The organism is Acetobacterium wieringae (genome assembly GCF_001766835.1).
Taxonomy (GTDB): Bacteria; Bacillota; Clostridia; order Eubacteriales; family Eubacteriaceae; genus Acetobacterium; species Acetobacterium wieringae.
Genome location: NZ_LKEU01000033.1, coordinates 164,442 through 185,141 on the forward strand (window position 1 = coordinate 164,442; position 20,700 = coordinate 185,141).

Genomic DNA, 20,700 nt, shown 5'->3' on the forward strand with positions numbered 1-20,700 from the left:
TAAGTATATCATATCAACTATGAAATTTTCAATCATTTTTATACCACTTAAGATTTATTAATATAGCGCGTTCACCACTTTACTTTTTTTCATAGGTTTTGATAATCTGTTCCGCTACCTTTCGAGGGGATGTTCGCATATCCATGGCCTTTTTTTGAATGTAGCGGTGCGCCTGATCTTCAGTCATATCCAGATGGCCCATCAAAAACAATTTGCCCCGATAAACCACCCCAAGATCGTCAATTTTAGCTTTCAAGGCCTGGTTCTGACTTTGCAGCTTCTGGATTTTTTCCCGGGACTGGCAGACAAAGCGGACATTCTGGACCAACAGTTGCCGGTTTAGCGGTTTGGGGACCACAAAAGCCGCAGTATCCGTCAGTTTTTCTTCAACATGATCAACCAGTTCGCTTTTGACGATCAGGATCACTCCGACCATGAATTTTTCCAGAATATCAACGGCAAAATCAACCCCGAACTCATCCCCTAAGGGGGTGTTCACGATCACCAGATCATATTCAATTTCCTGCAGTCTGCGTCGCCCTTCGGCGGCTGAATTGGCCGAATCGATCAGTTGAAAATTCATCGGCCGAAGAATATCAGCCAGTCCACGAATTACGTCATCTTGCTTACATACTAATAATACGCTGCTCATCCCCTTCACCTCCTGCCGGTTTGGTTTTTTTCAGATTAATAAGTTAAGAGGTAGCGTTCAATTTCCCAGGGATGAACGGTTTTAATATAATCCATCCATTCAGCGGTTTTTAGCTCAATGTATTTAGCCGCCAGGTTTTCTCCCAGCACATTTTTAATTAATGGATCGGCATCCATCTCCGTCAGGGCTTCCATTAAGGTGATCGGCAGCTCCTGAATGTTTTTAATGGCCAGCGGGTCTCTGGTTATTTCCTCTTCGTCGAGTTTTAACTCATCCATCAAGACCAGCTGTTTATCGATTCCTTCCAGACCGGCCGCCAGAATAATGGCAAAGGTCAAGTACGGATTACAGGTGGGATCCGGCCCCCGCAGTTCAAACCGATAATACTCATCTGCTTCCAGCGGAATCCGGATCAGTGGGGAGCGGTTACCAAAGCCCCAGCCGATATGACGGGGCGCTTCTTTACCGCCGGTCAACCGTTTATAGCTGTTGACCAGAGGATTGGCAATGGCCGTCATCCCTTTAACATGCGCCAGCACGCCAGCCATAAAGTATTTGGCTTCGGTACTCAGAACGCCATCCCGGTTTTCAAAAATATCCTGGCCATTTTTTAAAAGCGACACATGGATGTGCATTCCGCTGCCGGGTTCTTCCATCAGTGGTTTCGGTAAAAATGAGGCGTGAACCCCATTGCGCTGAGCGACCGTTTTGACCACCGTTTTAAAAGTCATGATTTTATCGGCGGCCGACAAAGCGTCATCGTGCTTAAAGTCAATTTCATGCTGGCCCCGGCCAGCTTCGTGGCGGGAGCTTTCAATTTCAAAACCCATATCTTCCAGGGTCAGGCAAATTTCCCGGCGGGTGTTTTCCCCCCGATCATAGGGCGCCAGATCAAAATAACCGGCCTGGTCGGTGGGAATGGTGGTCGGATCGCCGTTCTCATCCTGCTTGAAGAGATAAAACTCGCATTCAGCGCTGGTATTGAACTGATAGCCCAGATCTCGGGCCCGTTTAATGGTCTCTTTTAAAATATAGCGACTGTCCGCCTCAAAAATGTCCCCATTGGGATAACGGATATCACAGAGAATTCTGGCTACCTTCCCCTGTTGTGGCCGCCAGGGCAGCAGTTGCATGGTGCTGATATCCGGATGCAGAATCAAATCCGTATACCGGGACTCTGAAAAACCCACTACCAACGAGGCATCAAAGGGAATCCCATTAGCCAAGGCCCGTTCGATTTGCATCGCCGTTATCGCAATATTACGATTTTGCCCAAAGAGATCGCAAAACTGAAGCCGAATAAATTTCACATCATTCGCTTCAATAAATTTCATCGCTTCAATTATATTTTTTGCTAAGCTCATTCTAAAACCTCCAAATTATTTTAAAAACCCGATTGCTTCCATATCATTATTTATATATTAACCTATTTTCCTGCGGCTTCTTTAGATCAAACCGCCCCACGATTGGGCATTTGCGTTGTTTTCTGTATTTTTACCCACTTGTCCCCTGAATCCACAGGTTTTCTGCCATCGACCAACAAACAAAAAAAGAACATGCTAAATGATCCCCTCTGCCATAAAAATTTCAGGAGGATCGAACGCCTTTGTTCTTTGCACACTTCTTATTCTATTTTTGTATACAATGTACTTCAGTGAGTGGTTCTCTCATTAAACCATATTTTCTCTACGGTTTCAATTTTTTTTTTGCTTTATTTTCACTGACAAGGTTTGCAGGTTACTGCCAAAAGCCCACCAACCTGCTGTCAATAGGCTTTTGGCAAACTTCCGGTCATTGCTTACTGAACCGGACCTTTTTCCATTTGGGCAAGAACAATTTGTCGCATCATTTCCATCGATCCGGCAAATTCTTCCAGACTTAAACCGGGCACTCGTTCCGCCACCAGACGATATCCAGCTTCGAAGTCTTCAGCAGCATTTAAAGCCATCATCAGATCTGGATCACCCAATAAAGCATCCAGCACCTTAATGTGCTTTTCTTCATCCATTTTAAACTCGATACTCATTTTAAATTTCCTTTCCTTTTTAATCATCAGCCTGTGCCGCCAAAAATAGCCGACACTTCTCTTTGCTATCATGTATTATTTAGCTATATTATATAGTAGGCCTTTGCTTTTGTAAATCATTCCTGAAGTCTTTCCAAGTTGATAACCATTACATGTAATTTTTTGCAAATTTTTCTTTACAAGCGTTCTTCCATCGTCTATAATAAGCTTAAATTAAATAGTAGTAACTGCCACGAGAGTGACGATAGCAATGGTGCTTTGAGAGTGTAAGAACACTTTCTGAGGCGCTTTTTTTTTAATCACTTTTTGCCGGCAATTATTGACCTTTTCAGATCCACCAGCTGAAAAGCAATGCCTTGTCAGAAAGAAGGACTGCCATTATCTTTTAGTAAGAGACCTTCGATTTGATTTTAATTAGCTTTTATTGTAACATCTCTGACAATGGTGACAGTTATGTTATAATTATACAAATTATATTTTAGGAGGACACGCTCGTGCCAAATAATGAAAATGTATCTGATCTTTTCGGATCAAAGGTTTTTAATGCTGGAGTGATGCGCAAGCGCTTACCAAAGCACATTTACGCTTCTCTGTTAAAAACAATGAAAGAGGATTTACCTCTGGAAGAAAACGTTGCTGAAGTCGTGGCAAATGCCATGAAAGATTGGGCACTAGAACTGGGTGCCACTCATTATACCCATTGGTTCCAACCAATGACTGGTATCACTGCTGAAAAGCATGATGCATTTATCAACCCCACTGAAGATGGCAAGGTGATTATGGAATTCTCCGGTAAAGAACTGATCAAGGGCGAGCCGGATGCCTCATCCTTCCCTTCCGGCGGATTACGAGCCACCTTTGAAGCCCGTGGTTATACCGCCTGGGATCCCACCTCTTATGCTTTTATTAAGGGAACCACCCTTTATATCCCGACTATTTTCTGTTCTTACTCCGGCGAAGTGCTTGATAAAAAAACACCACTGTTACGCTCAATGGAAACCCTCAATGAAAATGCTAAACGAATCCTAAAACTGTTTGGTAAAGACGTCAAGAAGGTAACCACCACCATCGGTGCAGAACAGGAATACTTCCTGGTTGAACGGGACATGTTCAAACAGCGTAAAGATTTAATCCTGACTGGCCGGACTTTGTTTGGTGCCAAACCACCAAAAGGTCAAGAAATGGAAACACACTACTTTGGCCGTATCCGTGGCCGTGTTGCCAACTATATGGCAGAGCTGGATCGTGAATTATGGAGCCTGGGAATCGCTTCCAAAACCCGTCATAACGAAGTTGCGCCAGCCCAGCATGAACTGGCCCCAATTTTTACCAACACCAATGTTGCCACCGATAATAATCAACTCATTATGGAGTTCATGCAACGGGTTGCCTACCGTCATGATCTGACTTGTTTGTTACATGAAAAACCATTTGACGGCGTTAATGGTTCCGGAAAACACAATAATTTTTCAATGTCGACTGACACTGGCGAAAACTTATTAAATCCTGGTGATAACCCATCAGAAAACAAACAATTCCTGCTGTTCCTCTGTGCCACCATCGAAGCCGTTTATAAATACAGCGAAATGTTACGAATTTCTGTAGCAACTGCTGGTAACGACCATCGTTTAGGTGCCAATGAAGCCCCACCAGCCATCGTTTCTGTTTTCCTGGGTGAGCAGTTAACTGCCGTGTTAAAATCCATCGAAACAGGCGAACCCGTAACTGAAGCCAAAGACCTGGTCATGCAGCTTGGTGTTAAGAGCTTACCAAAATTCATCATCGATGCAACTGACCGAAACCGAACCTCTCCGTTTGCCTTTACTGGTAATAAGTTTGAGTTTAGAATGCTTGGTTCAAACCAATCCATCGCCGGTCCAAACATCACCTTAAATACCATTGTTGCAGATGTCCTTTCTGATTATGCTGACATTCTGGAAAAAGCCGAAGATTTTGATGCAGCACTGGATGCTCTGCTTCAAAAATCTGTTAAAGAAAATAAAAATGTTGTCTTTAATGGGAATAACTACTCGGATGAATGGGTTGAGGAAGCTGCCCGCCGTGGTCTGCCAAACTTAAAAACAACCCCCGAAGCCCTGGCCGAATTTACTTCCGAAAAAAATGTGGCCTTATTCGGACGACATAATATTTTCACTCCTGCCGAAATGGATTCTCGTCAGACAATCCTGCTGGAAGAATACATCAAAACTATCAACATCGAAGCTTTAACCATGCTGAGCCTGGCTAAACGGGAAATTTCCCCAGCCATTGTTACCTATACCAAAGAAGTGGTTGATACCCTTACCGCTAAAAAAGCCATTGGTTCCATCGATTTAAGTGCAGAAACCGCCTTGGCTGAAAAATTGTCCACTCTTTTTGGTACCTTTATCACAGCTATCGACACCCTGGAAACAACGCTGGCAGCCGCCGAAGAATGCGAAGGGGAACAGGCTGAAGCCAATTACTTCTGTGCTGAAGTAATCCCTGCGATGGGCGCTCTGCGCACCGCTGCTGATTCGTTAGAAGAAATTGTCGCCGAAAAATACTGGCCATTCCCAACCTACGAAGATATTTTATTCTACGTATAATTTAATTCCCAATAATAAAAGTAATCGGGGCTGGGGGGGTATACCCCTCCCCCCAATTATCCATTCATGTTAGACGATAAGGAGGTTCAATATGAAAAAGCTTGAAATAGTCATTAAACCTGAACGATTGGAAGATTTAAAAGAAATCTTAAACACCTGTGATGTTCAGGGCATGATGATTACCAATATCATGGGTTATGGAAACCAGAAGGGTTATCAGAAATCCTATCGTGGGACTGCCTACACCGTTAACTTTCTACCTAAAATTAAAGTAGAAACCGTAACTGATGCTGAAACCGCCGGGATTATCATTAAGATCATCAAAGACCGACTCGCAGCAGATGACGAAATCGGCGGCGGAAAGATTTTTGTCTACGATGTTGCCGATGTTGTCCGGATCCGTACCGGTGATCACGGCGTTGATGCAATATAAGATGAATAGAGAAGCGAAACAAAACTATCAAAGGAGATAGGTTTTAATGAACTATTAAAGCTGTCTTCTTTTTTTATACCGCATTAGATTATTTTGCTTCCATTTGCATGATTATATTTGTGTTTTTCAATTCAAGTAAGAGAGGTTATTATTATGGAATTATTAGCATTACAACAATACATCGATATTGTCTGGGTGTTTTTGGCAGCAGTCCTGGTCTTCTTTATGCAGGCAGGCTTTGCCATGGTCGAAACCGGCTTTACCCGGGCTAAAAATGCCGGGAACATCATCATGAAGAACTTTGTCGATTTTATGATCGGCTCCATCTTATTTTTCTGTTTTGGTTTTGCTTTTATGTTTGGTCCGGACGTCGGTGGACTCATCGGCATGGGTGGTTTCTTCAACCCCGAAAATCTGACCAATGTTTCGGCTTTTGAGGCGGTTACTCCAGAACTGTTTATCTTTTTCCAGACGGTCTTTTGTGCCACTGCCGCCACCATTGTATCCGGGGCAGTCGCCGGACGAACGAAATTCTCGGTTTACTGTATAATCTCCGCTTTTGTCAGCCTGATTATTTATCCGGTCGTTGGTCACTGGGCCTGGGGCGGCGGATTCCTCAGCTCCATGGGATTTGTTGACTTCGCCGGTTCAACCGTTGTTCACTCGGTAGGTGGCTGGACGGCGCTGATGGGTGCCATCATTGTCGGGCCCCGAATTGGTAAATATAACAAAGACGGCAAAGCCAATGCCATACCCGGTCACAGTTTAACCCTGGGTGCCCTGGGCGTCTTTATTCTCTGGTTTGCCTGGTTTGGATTTAACTGTGGTAGCACCCTGGCAGTCAACCTGGATATTGGCCATATCGCCATGACCACCAATCTGGCCGCTGCTGCCGGTGGAATCACTGTTATGGCACTAACCTGGGCCCGTTATAAAAAACCGGATATCTCCATGACCCTTAATGGTGTGCTGGGTGGTCTGGTTGCCATTACCGCCGGTTGTCTGGTTGTAACCCTCTGGGGCGCGATTGTCATTGGCGTCATCGCCGGTGTGATTATCACCTTTGGGATTCCGTTCATTGATCAGAAGCTTAAAATCGATGATCCGGTTGGGGCTGTTGGCGTTCACTGTATGAACGGTGTAGCTGGTACCTTGCTGGTTGGTTTATTTGCCAACTACCTGCCAGGCACAGAAGATGCCATTCTGGGATTATTATATGGCGGTGGAATCGATCTGTTAATTGTTCAGGCTATCGGTGTCGTGTCGGTTGCTGCCTGGACCTTAGGCACTTCCTTCCTGCTGTTCTATGGCCTTAAGAAAACAGTTGGCCTCCGGGTTGAAAAAGTCGTTGAAATTGAAGGCCTCGACGTTCACGAACACGGTATTGAAGCGTACTCTGACTTTGTCAGCCGGATGAACTAAGACTCCATTTCGCTTTTCATCCCACAAAATCACATCAATCACCCGGCAGATAATGGAACACCCCCCTTGTTCCATTATTTGACGGATCTGATTAAGTCTTATTAAAACCCCATGTTGTGACAAAAGCCCGAGAAGTAAAAACTTCCCGGGCTTTCTTTTTAACTCAATGTTTTGTATGTGCCTTTAAAATTCAGCAAAAGCCTTGCCAAACTCAACACAACGGCGGCGCCCGGCTTTATCGGGTTCCCCCAGGATGGTCAGACCATGATCAAATAGAAGGGCTCCCAAATCTTTCACCTGGTTCTCCCAGATCTGCATCCACTCCCCTGCACCCCATCCGTGGGAGCCAAACAGAGCGACCTTTTTTCCCTTGAGATGACCGGATATAGCTTTAAAAAACGGTTCAAACTCACTTTTCTCCAGAGCTTCCCCTTCCATTGCCGGGCACCCCAGGGCAATTTTATAATAGCTGTCAATCGTATTAATATCAAAGTCAACCACGTTGACTAAAATCGCTTTTGCACCAGCTTCGTCAATACCATTGGAAATTTTTTCAGCCATAATCTCCGTGCTTTCTTTATAACTCCAATAGATCACACCAATTTTATCTACCAGTTCCATTTCTGCTTCTCCTTCTTATGAAAATTTATAGGTAATTGCGAAACTGCCGTGAGCTTTGCGCCCAGTTTCGCACGAAACAATTTTTACACTGTACGGCGGACAGTTCGATGAACTGTTCGCCTACACGTTACAAAATTGTTTGTGGAAACTGCACACAAAGCAACCATTGTTCGGTGTTTTTTTATTTCGCAATTACCTAATGAAAATTTACGTTGCCTGATTATATACCCCAAAACCCGGCGATTATTCTTCACATTCCAATCCGGAATTAATTTTTTTTAATTCCTGCGCCAAGATCTCAACGCAGACTTGCAGATGGTCTTCCAACAAGGCCTTGTTGTGCCGCAACCCTTCTCGATAATAGGCCCGGGTTTTTTCCTGGATGGCAAATTTGCCCAGCAGTCCCACCACCGGGATAGCCAATAATACCGCTCCGGCAATCGAAGTTCCAATTTTGTCGCTTTTTTTTATCTGAAAGTGAGTAATCTCGGGAATCCTCAGCTGGTCGGTCGCTTCTACCAGGGCATTGCCGGAAAACTGGTGGCTAAAGACAGCGTAGAATTCAAAGGCTTCATTAAAAAGCGCATCCGATTCCCGGCCAATCTCCTCAACTATTTCCTGGGCGTAGCGATCAAAAAAATCATTACGGCTGATTTCTTTTTTTCCGGAGGTCGGGTTTAAAAAACTGACCTGCTTCTGGACCACTTCCTGACAATCTTTAAACCAACTATTTATTTTCTCCTGGCCGATGGTTGCCAATATCTGCGGCATTTTACCGGAAATGGAATCGAGCAGATTGACCTTGATCCGATGGATGATTTTTTCTTTGCCAAAGGCCTGGGTGGTCTTGCCGCTGAGCAATTTTTTGGCGTGGCTGGATACCTCGACAATATCCTGATTCCGTACCCCCGTTTTGGTTGTAATCGCTACGCGCATCGCGGTAATCGCAGTTTCCACATTCATCACATCACAATGAGTCAGTACCACCAGCACCGGGTTGCCCTCTTTTCCCAGGGCCCTGATCATGTCCAGATCAAAGTCTTCCACCCGGGCAGCTTTGGCGGACAGACAATAGATAATGGTATGGAACCACTCCCGGATTTCCCGGACATTATGCTGCTCCAGCACCTCCTGAATCAGGGCTTTCCAACTTTCTGATTTGTCCGCTTCCAGCCCCCAGGAGTCGTAAAGATGAAGAACCAGCTCGGGGCTCAACGGGATCGTTTCGGTAAAAATCCCCATCCCGGTAACCGGCCGACCAGCCCCAGTCTTCATCACTTCAGCGCCAAAAATATAATTGCACAGCGACGTTTTCCCGACCCCGGTTTTTCCTAAAATTAGCACATTAGTTTCGCAGCGTTTAGCCATGTCGGGAAACCTTGAACCATTCGTTCATTAAAGTCGCAATATTTTCGCCATTGAAATAATCGGCCCAGACAATTTCTTTGCCTTCTTCAAACACTGCGGTGGCACAGCGAAAGCAGATCTCCGAAATGGCATAACCCATGGCGGCGGTAAAGCTGGAGGCGACTACCGTGTTGACGGTGGTGCCGATGGCGGTTCCGACCCCGGGAATCAATTTAAAGAGATTGGTACTGAGAGTTTGGGCCAATAACCGGCCGGATTCCGAAACCACCACTGAGCCCACCAGTGATGACAGGTTACTCAGCTTCTGATCCAGTCCATAGGTTTTCATGATGTGCAGCGACATCTTAATCTGGATCGGAACCAACAGCGCCGCATCCGAAAAAGGGATTGGCGTTAAGGCAACCCCGGCTGCACCACTGGTATAGAGGGGAATAATCTTGTGATTGATCAGTCTTTTTTTAGCCGCCAGATTTCCTTTGAGGGCACTGATAAACCCTTCCCGCAAGGACTCATCGAGATGATCAATGGCCCAACCAATCAGTTCCTCCCATTGCAGGTAATCCTTCAAGGCGGCTGTTATGGCCGGATCAACGGAGGTACTGGCCCGAAAAAAATCCACCTGGCAATACTCTCTGATGGCCGCTTCCATCGCCGCAAGTTCCTCGGCATCAAGGCTGTCAATTTGAGTCAATACCACTGCCACCGGCAGCTTCTTAGCTTTAAGCATCTGGATTACATCGATATCCATATCCGTAACCCGTTTGTTTCCAGCCGAAATACAATACCAGACCTCGTGGATCTGGTTATTCAGTTCCTGACTGACACCTGCTTCTTTAGCTGAAGCAATGGCCGTATCGCCAAAGGCATTGACCCAGTCTTCCACATTGGCCTTGTATTGGGAAATTTTCTCGGTGCCGATTTCATAGCCTTCGGTGTCATAAAGGACCACCCCGGTATCCTCCCGTTGGTATCGGGTGATCCCCCGGGTGACTGGAACGCCATGGCCGATTTGGGCCAGGTTCTCGCCAAAGACATAATTCACCACCGAACTTTTTCCGGCCCCGGTGGCGCCGCAGATGAGAATATTGGGTTTTTTGATCCCGGCGCTGATTTCACCCAGGGTTTTATTAAAATCAAAATCATCAGGTCGATAGTCTTTCATTGGTTCCCTCTTTCTTTGTTGCTGCCTGGTCGTTCATAACTAGGCGGCCAGCTTCTAAAATTATACCAGCACATTGTTAATTTCAATTTAATTAAATCTTCACCTAACTATCACAAAATAATCAAGACCCGACCACAGACTGGCGGTAAACTAAGACTGCACGATACACCGCTACCATCTTTTTGCCGGGTTTTCACCAAAGGATTATCCCTCAATAATCCTCTGGTTTAACATAGATTTTCTTTTCATGAACTCCTTTCTCACAAAAAAGAATCCTCTTTATTTAGAGGGTTCTTTTTTACTTGAAGCCGATTGATAAATTGACGCATTCATTCTTTTCGACACCTCAAAGTATTTCAATATCGTTGCGATATTGATCCACCAGCATTTCCTGATAACCACTGTAACCGGATTTTTTTATCACTTCAGCCAGCTTTTTTAATTCCGGTGATTCAATGCTGTCCAGCTTTTTCAAGCGGGCTGCCGAGATCATCTTTTTGGACTGGATCTTTTGATAAGCTTCCGGGGTAAAATGCCATAAGATTAATTTAGAACCGTATCTTTTTTTAAGCTTATCGGCAATAAGCAACCCTTCCGGGTCAAAATCACCACTGTAATAAATCTCACCGCCCCCTTGAACAATTTTATCCAGCAGCAATAAAGTGGCTACCTTGACGTTACCCGTCGAACAAATTAGCGAGCCGGGTCGATCTTCCAGAATCCCGGCAATTTCACTAAATACGGTCGGGTTTTCAAAAACAAAGATCCGCTTCTTGAAGCAGCTGACCCGGTCGATCTTGCTGATATTCCACAGCGAAATATGCAGTGGTTCACCAGCTTCAGCAAAACCCGCCCAGCCCAAATGGATTTTATCCCCTACAAAAGCCCTTATTCCTCGACCAATGGTATAATTGGAAACCTCATCATAAATAAGACCGGCCCGGTATAAAAGTTCCATCTGGGCTTGCGCATTTTTGGGATAATCAAGTTGATAATAACTTGCTAAGGCGTAAAGCAGCAAGCGACCACTATCCCGATTCATATCGAAGGCATGGGGATCTTTGGTAATTTGCGAGGCAAAGAGAGCCAGCCGAATCTTTTCCGGTTCTACCACACACTGATTCAAGCCTTGGCCAACCTGTATCAGGAGTCTCTTTAAATCCTCCGGATTTTCGTTATATTTCAAATTAAGAATTGCATAGGCATTGTTTTTGTTTTTCAAAACAGCTGCTAACCACAACGCCGCCGGTGATTCATTAAAGGCTTCTATGATTTCCTGAAAAAAGCAGCTTCTTTCGTCAGCATATTGGCTTCTTAAATCTTTTTTCCAGCTCAGCTTTTCACCAAAATAGCAGGTCAGCACTTCTTCAAAATCTGCCCCTTGATATTTTGTCTCTTCAAAGGCCCTGATAAATTTTTCCACCGAAAATGCAGCACTTTTCTGAAGATAATTCTTTTTAAACAAACTTCTTAGCACCTCCCGTTCGTCACTGGTTATTTTATCCAATCGGATGGTGCCACCCAGATGTCCAAGGGATTGGTATTTTTCACGGATCTGTTTCATAATCCGATCATAACCGGGATTGGCTTTGAGATAGACAACAAACTCATGAAGCATCATCGATCACCAGTTTTCGTACCTTACCATTCCAGTGATAACGCAGCACGGTGACGAAATCGGCGTTATCCGGCCGGATCAACTCACTGATCGCCAGCGCATCAACGGTGTCATAATCGCCCCAAAGGATTTGGGAATTGATGATATAGCTGAGATCCAGTTCATTGAGCAGCCGGAACATATCCCGGATATTTTGCTCATCGACCCCGGCAAAGGCCTCATCAAGAGAAAGAATCCGGGCACTTTCTTTGCTGGCGGCCTCATACCGGGCGTTGACGGCCGAAAATAAGGGTACATACATCGCCATCGCTTTTTCACCGCCGCTGAATTTAAAGAAGCCGTTATTGGTCAGTTCCTTACTGAGCTGCCCGGTTTTTTTAAAGAACAGTTTAAATTCAAACCATTTTCGATAGTCCAGAATGTCCTTCATAATCGCATGGAAGGTCAGATTGACCTCCTTCTCTTCCAGGGCTCGTCGAGCCAGCGCAATTTTTGATCGGAAATGTTCGGAAAGGGCATTAAGATCTTCATCCCTTAACAGATTGCCATCCATTTTTAGCAGGTTGACCAGCTTTTTGGTATCCAGCTGTTCTTCCGTTTCAGCTTTTTTACTGGACCATTTGAGGCTAAAACTGAGCCCCATCGAGGTGTCCATTTTTTCCATCAACTGATTCATGTTATCGACCCATTTTTCACTGTGGAAAATCCGGGCACTGATTTTTTTGCTGATATTCTTAACCAGAATGTCTTCAAATAGTTCCCGGTCACTTTCTTTCAGAAGCTTTTCAGTTTCCTCCAGACTATCTTTCAAATATTCAGATAAATCATAGAAATTGACCACCATCCCGGCGACTTTCGCCGTGATGTTCAGCCGACTTCTGATCTCATGGGCTTTTTTTACCGCCTCCGCTTCTTCGTCATACCATTCTTTTTCAAAAATATATTGACTGTTCAGCGAATAATCCCGGAGGTATTGGCTATTGATATTTAAATTTTCCACGATTTTGCGAGTAGCCTGCTCTTTGCTTTGTTTGTCGGCAACCGGATTTTTATTAAGCATCTTCACGGCGATCCCAAACAGATCGCCTTCCGGCGATTTGACCACATAGCCCAGATCAAGCTCTTCTTTAAAGGCCGCTTCCATAATTAAGTCGATTTGCTCATGCTGTCTAAGTACCTGCTCCAGATCGCAAAGCTCTCTGGTCAGATGCTTAACGCCCATTTTTTCTCTTTCCAGCTGGATAGCGGCGTCTTCTTTTTCGATTGGGAGTTCCTTTAATGCTGTCAGACATTGTTCCAGTTCGGACTTAATGGCCTCATAATCGGTGAGTTTTAATTGCTCATTAAGATTCGTCAGCATCATTTCCATGGTAGCCCGCCGAGTGTTGATGCCATTGATCTCATACAGCACATCATCAATTTCCTGCAAAACTTCCTGATACCGATTTTCTGCCACCCTTAAGCTGTCGAGACTATAATTTAATTGCAGCTTTTGCTTTTCCAGACCATGAAGCTCATCACGATAGGCCAAAGCCGAAGCTTCGGCTTCGCCATAGGCTTCCAGATTCAAAGGCAGGGTGATTCTACGGGTGATCTGAAAAACCTCTTGCTTTATTTTTTTGACCGCATCAAACAAGATTTTTTCTTCAGCGGTCTTCTTTTCCGCTGTTTTTAAAGCCATCTCGTAGTCAAAAACAGCCTGTTTAACCACCTTAGCCGCCGTAACCAGATCCTCCGGATGGAGACCTTCGGAAAACTCCCGCTTCAAGGTTTCAATTTCCTGATTAATTTTAGCCAGCGCTTCACTGCTTGCTGCCAGACGAACCATAATGGCTGCCAATTCCGCTTCCAGCGTCTTCTGAATTTCTTCACGATACTTTTTTCTAGCCGAGGAACCAATGAATTTGGGTGTTTCCAGACCACTGGCCCTTCCTCTTAAAATTCCCAAACGATAATGACCCTTTTCATCTAAGTGGGTATGATGGTTTTCATCAATGAGAATACTGGTCAATACGTTTGCCACCTCTTCCGGCCCAATCTCGGTAAGTGACGGCTCCACCTTCAGATATTGATTGATGCTGTGTACCATAAACTGGGGGGCTGGATAAAGGTACTTATCCCCGGTCAGCTCCGGCATTGATGCCAGTTTTTCGCGATAAGCCGTGGGGATGATCAGAGCATCCAGGATTCCCATATCGGCTAAAGCTTCTTCAATGGCCGCCTGAGTCGAACTGTCTACCCCTTTCACATAATCCAGCGCCTTGTACAACGGCAGATGAGGAATACCCAACTCCACCAGTTTTTTTCGGTTGTTCTTTACTTTTTCTGTGCGGAAGGGTTCCGGGTCTTTCATCTTTTTCCAGACATCAATTTCGGCTTCTTTCTCGGTTTTTTGCTGGTCTATTTTTGCCCATTCGGATTGTTCCTGGTAGAGCTGATTCCGTTTTACCTGTTCTAGACCAATCAGCTCTTTTTGAAAAATCTGGGCGATGTCGTTAAAATTGCTTTCCGGGCCAAATTGCCGAATTTCCCGGGAGAGCTGCGTTAAACCATCGGCTGAAATAATATATTCCTGATTATTCTGATTGTATTGATACAGCTTTTCCAGACATTCATCCTGAATTTCTGTTAACTGGCGGTTCGCCTGTTCCAGCAGGCGTTCTTTCGCACCCAATTCTTTTTTGAGTTCATCCAGCTCCATCAACAGTTTGTCATACACTTCCGACATCTGTTTTTCCTTTTCCAGCGCTTTAACCGCCCGACTGATGGTCTGGGTATGATTTTTCAAGGTGGTCGTAACATAGCCGAAATCAAAAGGCTCGGTGATATCTTTTTTGACTTCGTCCCGCATGAAATCATGTTCATCAAAGGCAAAGGCTTCTGCCAAACCATCCATCTCTGCCAGCTGATTGATGATGCTGCTTTCTCCGGCTTCAATTTCCTGTCGGCAACTGGCTACCTGATTGTCCAGATCCCGCTCCTGCTGCCTTTTTGTTTCGTGCTGCTTATCCTTTTCAGACCGCTTTGTGGACAGTTCCTCGACTTCTTTTTCAGTTTGAATGATCTTTTCCCGGATTTTCACGCTGTCATGGTTTTCCAGTTCCAGCTTTTTTTCCTGCTGGGTCTGAAGCAAAATTTTCAGACTGCTGATTTTTTCTTGCAGACTGGTAATTGCTTTTCCCGCCTGATTGATCTCTCGGGTTTTTTTAAGTTTTAGATTCTTTTCCTGTTCCAAACGAAGGTGCTGGTCATGAAACTGTTTGGCCTTATCCAGCACAATAAAATGATTATAGCGGTCAAAGGCCTGGCGGATCCGATCGGCGGCGCTCTTGCATTCCTTTAAAACTTCCAGACGACTTTTGATGTTATCCATGTTTTCAATGGCCTCGGACATTGGTCGGAGATCGTCCTCTGACAGCGGCTGTAGTGAATTTTCCATGATCTCATAGATCACTGTTGGTTTGAAGTCCTTGGATAGCTTGGGACTGCGGAGCTGAACCAGTAATTTTACCAGCTCATCATATTCGTCCAGATCATCAAATCCAAAAACCAGATCGTTCACCAGCTTCATATAGTTTTTTTGACCCTCCACCACCTGGCCACCGGCTCCGATCCGGTTTTCCAGCTCTTTCATGGTCAGCGGTATCTTCTCACCCATTTGTTTATATAAAAAGAAATCTTCACCAATCCGACGGCCGTCAGTAATGGAAAAACCCCAGGATTTCAGGGGCTTTCCCCGGTTTGCCTTAAACCCCATTCCAATCGTGACAGTATTGTTGGAGTGCTTCTTTTTAAATTCCATAAAAAGATAGCCGATGGATTCATCCTTTCCATTTTCATCATCCCCCAGAATGTAGTTCTCAATTTTTCGAGCCTTTGAACCAAAGGGATCCAGCCGCTCCGGACTTTTATTACCATCCAGCAGCAGCGGAATAAAGCTCTGCATTGTCACTGATTTTCCCGAGCCATTAGAGCCCCGCAATAGTAGCCGCCCCTGGGAAAAATCAAAGGTTTCTTCATCATAATACCAGAAGTTAACCAAACCAGCCCGGTTCATTACCCATCGATTGTCCTGCATCTTAATTCTCCCCACTTCCTTTTGTCACCGCTTCTGGATAACTCCCCATGAGTTTTCCCGCCAGCGGCAGGATCTCGACTTCCCGGCCGTCATAAAGCTGCCGTAACATTTTGAATTCTTCCAGATAGGCCACCAGTTTTTCAGCCAGTCCGACTGGTGACATTTCCCGGAATTCCTTGCTCCAATTGTTTCCCGTTTTTTCTTTTAACACCGCTACCTGCTCATCAAAGGCCACCCGGGACAGCGTTATACCGCCAGCCGGATTGATCTGCAGCTTTTTTTCGGAAAGCGACTCCCGAATCTGAGCCACAAACAGCAGGGTGATATCGCAAATCGCTTTAGTATTCGGAAAGCCATCCTGGATATTTTTTTCGGCCGGTACCACCAGCATGGCGCCGTTCTTATGGACATGGAGAGAATATTCCAGATATTTTGAAAAATCCGCTTCCATCAGACCCCGTTGTTTTTTAATATAGTCATAATCCACATCCTCCGTCCCCTGGGAGTAAACCACCGGTTCCATCAGCAGCTTGCGGTAAACCCGCTGCCGTCGGATGACACCCCGATCGGCATTCAGATCCCCCCATTCGGCATTTTCCATATCCTGATAATTGGCAAAATCCATTATATCTGCAGTAAAATGACGGACAAAATACCGGGATAAACCAGTGCTTTCATATAAAACCTCAGCATCGTCATGATAAGCAAATTTCTGATCATCGCCATCATTGACCTTCATCAATCCCAGGGTCTGGGCAAAACGTAATACCTTGATAAAATGCTTGCGGTGGCTGTACTGGGTCCAGTCGATTTTTTCTTTTCCGATATTATTTCCGGCGATGAATTCGGTAATTTCTGAGAGGACAAACTGCTCATCCCGGGAACGGTCTTCCAGAAACATTAGCAGCAGACATAGCAGCACATATTCCCTGGGATGATTGAATTCCTGAATTCCCATAAAACTCTCGGCGGAACCGGGGATTTTTTCCAGCTTGATCAAATGCTGATTGATGATAATTCCATAGCCCAGTTTCTCATTGAGAAAGCTTTTAAATTCGGGAATGCTGTCCTTTACCCGATAAAACACATCCTTGTCATCATCTTTTACCACCCAGTAGTGATCCAGCAGCAGTTCCAGTTCTTTCATCTTTGAACCTCTTCTTTGCTATCCAAAAAACGGATTAGATAGGCCGGCATTTCCAGATTGCCATCCTCACACCGCAAAACACAGCGCTTATTTCGCTCAGTTGGCAATTCCACCTGATAAACCCGGCCATCCTCGGTTTTGCCTTTTTTATCGGATCCGGAAATACCCTTGCTCAGCCATTTTAACAGCGTCGTTCGGACGTGCTGTTCAATCACCGGCAGCGTCTTAAAATCGATGCAGTGATCAATTACATAGTTTTCCATAGTCTTTTCCTCGATCTGTCGTTCCAATTGGATCCGCTTCATCATCGCTTCTTTTTTGTCTTTATTGCTGCGAATGGGCGTCCGCTCAGCCTTTTCCTGATACCCCCGAACCCGAGGCTTTAACATTGCGGTTCCGGGTGTTTCTTCAAAGACATGACTGTTGATGCTCTCAGTCTCCCTGAAATGGTCGGACTTGAGATGCTTCATATTGAAAATGCCAAAGGCTAAGCTCGATAGCTTATGAGCCTCTTTGATATCCCGACACTGATCAAATAGTTCTGCCAGTTTGCGGTATTCTTCCTTCCGGTTAATTGCACTGTTTCGGCTTTCCGAAATTTGGGCGGCGTAGCGGGTGATCTTTCTGATAATATCGTTGGTAATATCCATCAGTTTGGCCGCCTCACTCTCATTTCCCTTCGACCCCAAAAACCAGGCATTGAGGCTGTCCCAACGTCCATAAATATTCTCTTTAATTCCCACTTGATCAAGCTCGGTATCAATTCTGGGAATCGATACCTCATAGGCGATGGCTTTTTCAAGCACCGCATCGATATCTTCAAACGCCAGGTTCCTTAAGATATGTTCAATGGCATTGGCATGGTTTTGCAGACCTTTGACAAAATCCCGCAGATATTCGATAAATTTATCCTTAAATATCATAAACTCCCGGGTTTTCATCATTTCCTCAGCTTTGATGGAATAGAGATCGCGGATATAATCCTGATAGTTCTGGTTGAGCCGTTTAAAATCACTGTTGAGACTGCTCCACCAGCTCCCCACTTCCTTTTCACCCTGTTTTGCCATCTGGGACAGTTTTTTGAGCTCTTCCCGGAGCCGTTCCAGCAGGGTCGGTTCCAGCGATGCGGTTTCTACAAAGAGATTTTCCAGCCGAATTGTCAGTCGTTCAATTTCCACACTGTATTCGGAAAGCTGATAGCGAAACTGCTTATTCTTGAATTCCTCCACGGTGGAAACCTTGGCAGTATCCTGAATCGCTGATAGGTTTTTCCATAACAGCAAAGCATCCAGATCCTGCTTACACATTTCCATAGTATATTCTTTAAATTCCTCGTTTTCCTTCAAAGCCTCATAAACGTCTTCCTTATATAACCAATACTTCATTTTTTCGTATTGGATGTAAAAATAGCGCAGAATACTGCGATATCGCCAGGCGTTTTCCACGGTCAGATACCGCATCTCATCAATTTGTCTGGTTAATTTTCCGGTTACTTCAAACTTCATCAATTGTACCTATTCTTTTCTTGATTATTTATAAGTTCTTTTCAATTTCCAGCAACTGCTGTTCCTTCTCCAGCTCCTGTTTCAGTTCTTCCTCGGTGGGCATATACAGCTTGTATTTTGAGGTGAAAATCTGATTATTATTTTCCGGCAGTGTATACTTAACAACTGACTCACTTTTATCTGCACACAAGATAATGCCGATGGGAAGATTATCGCCTTCGTTTCTCATCTCTCTGGTGTAATAATTGACGTACATCTGCATCTGACCAATATCCTGATGGGTGAGTTTACCAACTTTTAAGTCGATAATCACAAAGCACTTTAATATATAATTATAGAAGACCAGATCAATATAGTAATGCTCACCATCAAAAGAAATGCGTTTTTGTCGAGCGACAAAGGAAAACCCCCGTCCCAGTTCCAGCAGAAATTTTTGTAAGTGATTGATTAATCCTTGTTCCAAATCTTTTTCGTAAAGATTTGAGGTTTGTTCAAGTCCCAGAAATTCAAGAACATAAGGATCTCTGATAATATCTTTCGTGCCCACGCCCGGTTCAAGTCTTTGAATTTCCTTTCGGACCCTATCCTGATCCTGGCTGGAAAGAAGCCGCTCATAGTAGAAGGAATTGATTTGGCGTTCCAATTGCCGGGTGCTCCAACCGGATTTTGCACATTCATCCAGATAAAACTCCCGGGCCTTTTCATTTTCGACCTTCAACAGCATTCGATAATGGGTCCAGCTTAATTCGTGGCGCAGTGCGTCACGTTTCTGAAACACCAAATAAAACTGCCTCATCCTTCTGAGGTTTGATGCTTCAAACCCTTTACCAAACTCAGCTGTCAGCTTTACCAACAATTCTTTTAACAATCCGGTGCCATACTCCGCCCGGTCATTTTCTCCCTGGGCTTCATAAATCTGCCTGCCAATATTCCAATAGGTTTCGACCATGACAAAATTCACCGTGGCGTAAACTTTTTTCTGGGCCTCGGCGACAGTGATCCGGATGTTTTCATATAACTTGGCGTTAACTAATGGTTCCATTTTATTATTCCTATTCCTCATTATTCTTATACGGCACCCGGGCCGATGGCACAAATTCTGCCGTCGCATCGGTGTGGATGGCCTGGTCATCAAAATAGATATGGGCCCCAAAGGCCTTGAGCACTTCCTGTTTGCTCATACCGCCGAGGAAAAAGGCTTCATCGATCCGCACATCCCAGGCCCGTAGGGTTCGAATCACCCGCTCGTGAGCCGGCGCATTTCTGGCGGTGACCAAGGCGGTGCGGATGGGAGCCCGGTTTTTATCAAAGGCTTTCTGAATCGCTGACAGGGTTTTTAAAAAATCGGGCAAAGGGCCCTTCGGGCAGAGGTTTGCGGGCATTTTTGGTTTCATTGGCCTGAAAGGCCTCAATGCCCTGGCTTTTATAGATCCGCTCGGACTCATCCGAGAAAAGCACCGCATCGCCATCAAAGGCGATCCGGATCTGATCGATTTCTTTTATTTCGTTATAGGTCAAGTGTTGGGTATAAATAATCCCCGCAGCGACTCCAGCATTAATGGCTTCCTGAACATCCTCCTCATTGGCCGAAAGAAAAAGATCGGTATTAAAGGCTTCCAGATAGGGCGCCAGCATGGCCCCGCTAACCAGTGCCGCCCGGGTGATATCCAATTGGTAATGCCTGATTGAGTTAAAAATCCGCAAACTGCTGTCAGCATTATTGCGGGACATCACGATGATTTCGGTTTTTCGCTCTTCCGAACCGATTTCATTAAGCTTCAGCAGCGCCTTAATCAGAGCAAAACCGGTACCCGGCTTTAAAATATCGTTTTCATGTTCAATCTGATATTTTGTGTACGCGTCCACCCCTGCTTCATCAAAGATCCGATTTTCTTCCTCCAGATCAAAAAGCGCCCGGGAAGAGATTCCCACTACCAGACAATTTTCAAATTTATGCATCCTTTTCCCCCTTCTTTCCCAATCTTATCGATAATTTAACCTTATTCACACAACTTATCCACATTATCCCGGGAAATCCGGTATAATGTGGATAAATAAGCCATTTTTTCCCCATCAGCCG

Annotated in this window: 16 protein-coding genes; 3 read left to right on the top strand and 13 right to left on the bottom strand. The window is 44.9% G+C overall.

Annotation, left to right across the window (positions count from 1 at the left end):
- Positions 1-79: 79 nt before the first annotated feature.
- The 3 genes from ACWI_RS11915 to ACWI_RS11925 all read right to left on the bottom strand — a co-directional run bounded on the left by ACWI_RS11915 (position 80) and on the right by ACWI_RS11925 (position 2,678).
- Complete coding sequence (locus ACWI_RS11915) at positions 80-652, bottom strand: ANTAR domain-containing response regulator (RefSeq protein ID WP_070371661.1); 573 nt, start codon at positions 650-652, stop codon at positions 80-82.
- Between the two features lie 35 nt (positions 653-687).
- Positions 688-2,016 carry a type I glutamate--ammonia ligase gene (gene glnA / locus ACWI_RS11920; RefSeq protein WP_070371662.1) on the bottom strand — a complete coding sequence of 443 codons (1,329 nt, stop codon included), beginning with the start codon at positions 2,014-2,016 and terminating at the stop codon, positions 688-690.
- A 434-nt stretch (positions 2,017-2,450) separates the two neighbouring features.
- Entirely contained in the window at positions 2,451-2,678 is a 228-nt protein-coding gene (locus ACWI_RS11925; RefSeq protein ID WP_070371663.1) for a hypothetical protein, read from the bottom strand.
- Between the two features lie 554 nt (positions 2,679-3,232).
- Between ACWI_RS11925 and ACWI_RS11930 the strand changes: the two genes are divergently transcribed.
- The 3 genes from ACWI_RS11930 (at position 3,233) to ACWI_RS11940 (ending at position 7,121) form a co-directional block, all read left to right on the top strand.
- Entirely contained in the window at positions 3,233-5,266 is a 2,034-nt protein-coding gene (locus tag ACWI_RS11930) for a glutamine synthetase III family protein (protein ID WP_070371760.1), read from the top strand.
- A gap of 91 nt (positions 5,267-5,357) precedes the next feature.
- A complete protein-coding gene (locus ACWI_RS11935) occupies positions 5,358-5,699 on the top strand; it encodes a P-II family nitrogen regulator (RefSeq protein WP_070371664.1) in 342 nt (113 codons plus the stop codon).
- Between the two features lie 153 nt (positions 5,700-5,852).
- Positions 5,853-7,121, top strand: a complete 1,269-nt coding sequence (locus tag ACWI_RS11940; RefSeq protein WP_070371665.1) for an ammonium transporter — start codon at positions 5,853-5,855, stop codon at positions 7,119-7,121.
- A 183-nt stretch (positions 7,122-7,304) separates the two neighbouring features.
- Here the strand turns inward: ACWI_RS11940 and ACWI_RS11945 are convergent, their stop codons facing one another.
- The 10 genes from ACWI_RS11945 to ACWI_RS11985 all read right to left on the bottom strand — a co-directional run bounded on the left by ACWI_RS11945 (position 7,305) and on the right by ACWI_RS11985 (position 20,579).
- Positions 7,305-7,742 carry a flavodoxin domain-containing protein gene (locus ACWI_RS11945; protein ID WP_070371666.1) on the bottom strand — a complete coding sequence of 146 codons (438 nt, stop codon included), beginning with the start codon at positions 7,740-7,742 and terminating at the stop codon, positions 7,305-7,307.
- 243 nt (positions 7,743-7,985) lie between these two features.
- The gene (locus ACWI_RS11950; protein ID WP_070371667.1) at positions 7,986-9,110 is read right to left on the bottom strand and encodes a GTPase; all 1,125 of its coding nucleotides are present in this window, start codon (positions 9,108-9,110) and stop codon (positions 7,986-7,988) included.
- Positions 9,103-10,272: a GTPase family protein gene (locus ACWI_RS11955; protein WP_070371668.1), complete on the bottom strand. Its 1,170-nt coding sequence runs from the start codon at positions 10,270-10,272 to the stop codon at positions 9,103-9,105. The genes ACWI_RS11950 and ACWI_RS11955 overlap by 8 nt, the downstream gene beginning before the upstream one ends.
- A 346-nt stretch (positions 10,273-10,618) precedes the next feature.
- Positions 10,619-11,893, bottom strand: coding sequence for a TIGR02679 domain-containing protein (locus tag ACWI_RS19375; RefSeq protein WP_084633659.1), 1,275 nt, complete (start codon positions 11,891-11,893; stop codon positions 10,619-10,621).
- Positions 11,880-15,968: a TIGR02680 family protein gene (locus ACWI_RS11965; RefSeq protein ID WP_070371670.1), complete on the bottom strand. Its 4,089-nt coding sequence runs from the start codon at positions 15,966-15,968 to the stop codon at positions 11,880-11,882. The genes ACWI_RS19375 and ACWI_RS11965 overlap by 14 nt, the downstream gene beginning before the upstream one ends.
- Position 15,969: 1 nt before the next feature.
- The gene (locus ACWI_RS11970) at positions 15,970-17,115 is read right to left on the bottom strand and encodes a TIGR02678 family protein (protein WP_070371671.1); all 1,146 of its coding nucleotides are present in this window, start codon (positions 17,113-17,115) and stop codon (positions 15,970-15,972) included.
- Positions 17,112-18,620, bottom strand: a complete 1,509-nt coding sequence (locus ACWI_RS11975; RefSeq protein WP_070371672.1) for a TIGR02677 family protein — start codon at positions 18,618-18,620, stop codon at positions 17,112-17,114. The genes ACWI_RS11970 and ACWI_RS11975 overlap by 4 nt, the downstream gene beginning before the upstream one ends.
- A gap of 28 nt (positions 18,621-18,648) precedes the next feature.
- Positions 18,649-19,662: a PDDEXK nuclease domain-containing protein gene (locus ACWI_RS11980; RefSeq protein WP_070371673.1), complete on the bottom strand. Its 1,014-nt coding sequence runs from the start codon at positions 19,660-19,662 to the stop codon at positions 18,649-18,651.
- Between the two features lie 10 nt (positions 19,663-19,672).
- On the bottom strand, positions 19,673-19,972 hold the full coding sequence (locus ACWI_RS19380) for a 5'-nucleotidase (protein WP_423230203.1): 300 nt from the start codon (positions 19,970-19,972) through the stop codon (positions 19,673-19,675).
- A complete protein-coding gene (locus ACWI_RS11985; RefSeq protein ID WP_242871618.1) occupies positions 19,926-20,579 on the bottom strand; it encodes a 5'-nucleotidase in 654 nt (217 codons plus the stop codon). The genes ACWI_RS19380 and ACWI_RS11985 overlap by 47 nt, the downstream gene beginning before the upstream one ends.
- Between the last annotated feature and the right edge of the window lie 121 nt (positions 20,580-20,700).

Coding starts and splice junctions, on each gene's coding strand:
- ACWI_RS11915 (WP_070371661.1), bottom strand. CDS start 652: ATGAGCAGCGTATTATTAGTATGTAAGCAAGATGACGTAATTCGTGGA.
- glnA (WP_070371662.1), bottom strand. CDS start 2,016: ATGAGCTTAGCAAAAAATATAATTGAAGCGATGAAATTTATTGAAGCG.
- ACWI_RS11925 (WP_070371663.1), bottom strand. CDS start 2,678: ATGAGTATCGAGTTTAAAATGGATGAAGAAAAGCACATTAAGGTGCTG.
- ACWI_RS11930 (WP_070371760.1), top strand. CDS start 3,233: ATGCGCAAGCGCTTACCAAAGCACATTTACGCTTCTCTGTTAAAAACA.
- ACWI_RS11935 (WP_070371664.1), top strand. CDS start 5,358: ATGAAAAAGCTTGAAATAGTCATTAAACCTGAACGATTGGAAGATTTA.
- ACWI_RS11940 (WP_070371665.1), top strand. CDS start 5,853: ATGGAATTATTAGCATTACAACAATACATCGATATTGTCTGGGTGTTT.
- ACWI_RS11945 (WP_070371666.1), bottom strand. CDS start 7,742: ATGGAACTGGTAGATAAAATTGGTGTGATCTATTGGAGTTATAAAGAA.
- ACWI_RS11950 (WP_070371667.1), bottom strand. CDS start 9,110: ATGGCTAAACGCTGCGAAACTAATGTGCTAATTTTAGGAAAAACCGGG.
- ACWI_RS11955 (WP_070371668.1), bottom strand. CDS start 10,272: ATGAAAGACTATCGACCTGATGATTTTGATTTTAATAAAACCCTGGGT.
- ACWI_RS19375 (WP_084633659.1), bottom strand. CDS start 11,893: ATGATGCTTCATGAGTTTGTTGTCTATCTCAAAGCCAATCCCGGTTAT.
- ACWI_RS11965 (WP_070371670.1), bottom strand. CDS start 15,968: ATGCAGGACAATCGATGGGTAATGAACCGGGCTGGTTTGGTTAACTTC.
- ACWI_RS11970 (WP_070371671.1), bottom strand. CDS start 17,115: ATGAAAGAACTGGAACTGCTGCTGGATCACTACTGGGTGGTAAAAGAT.
- ACWI_RS11975 (WP_070371672.1), bottom strand. CDS start 18,620: ATGAAGTTTGAAGTAACCGGAAAATTAACCAGACAAATTGATGAGATG.
- ACWI_RS11980 (WP_070371673.1), bottom strand. CDS start 19,662: ATGGAACCATTAGTTAACGCCAAGTTATATGAAAACATCCGGATCACT.
- ACWI_RS11985 (WP_242871618.1), bottom strand. CDS start 20,579: ATGCATAAATTTGAAAATTGTCTGGTAGTGGGAATCTCTTCCCGGGCG.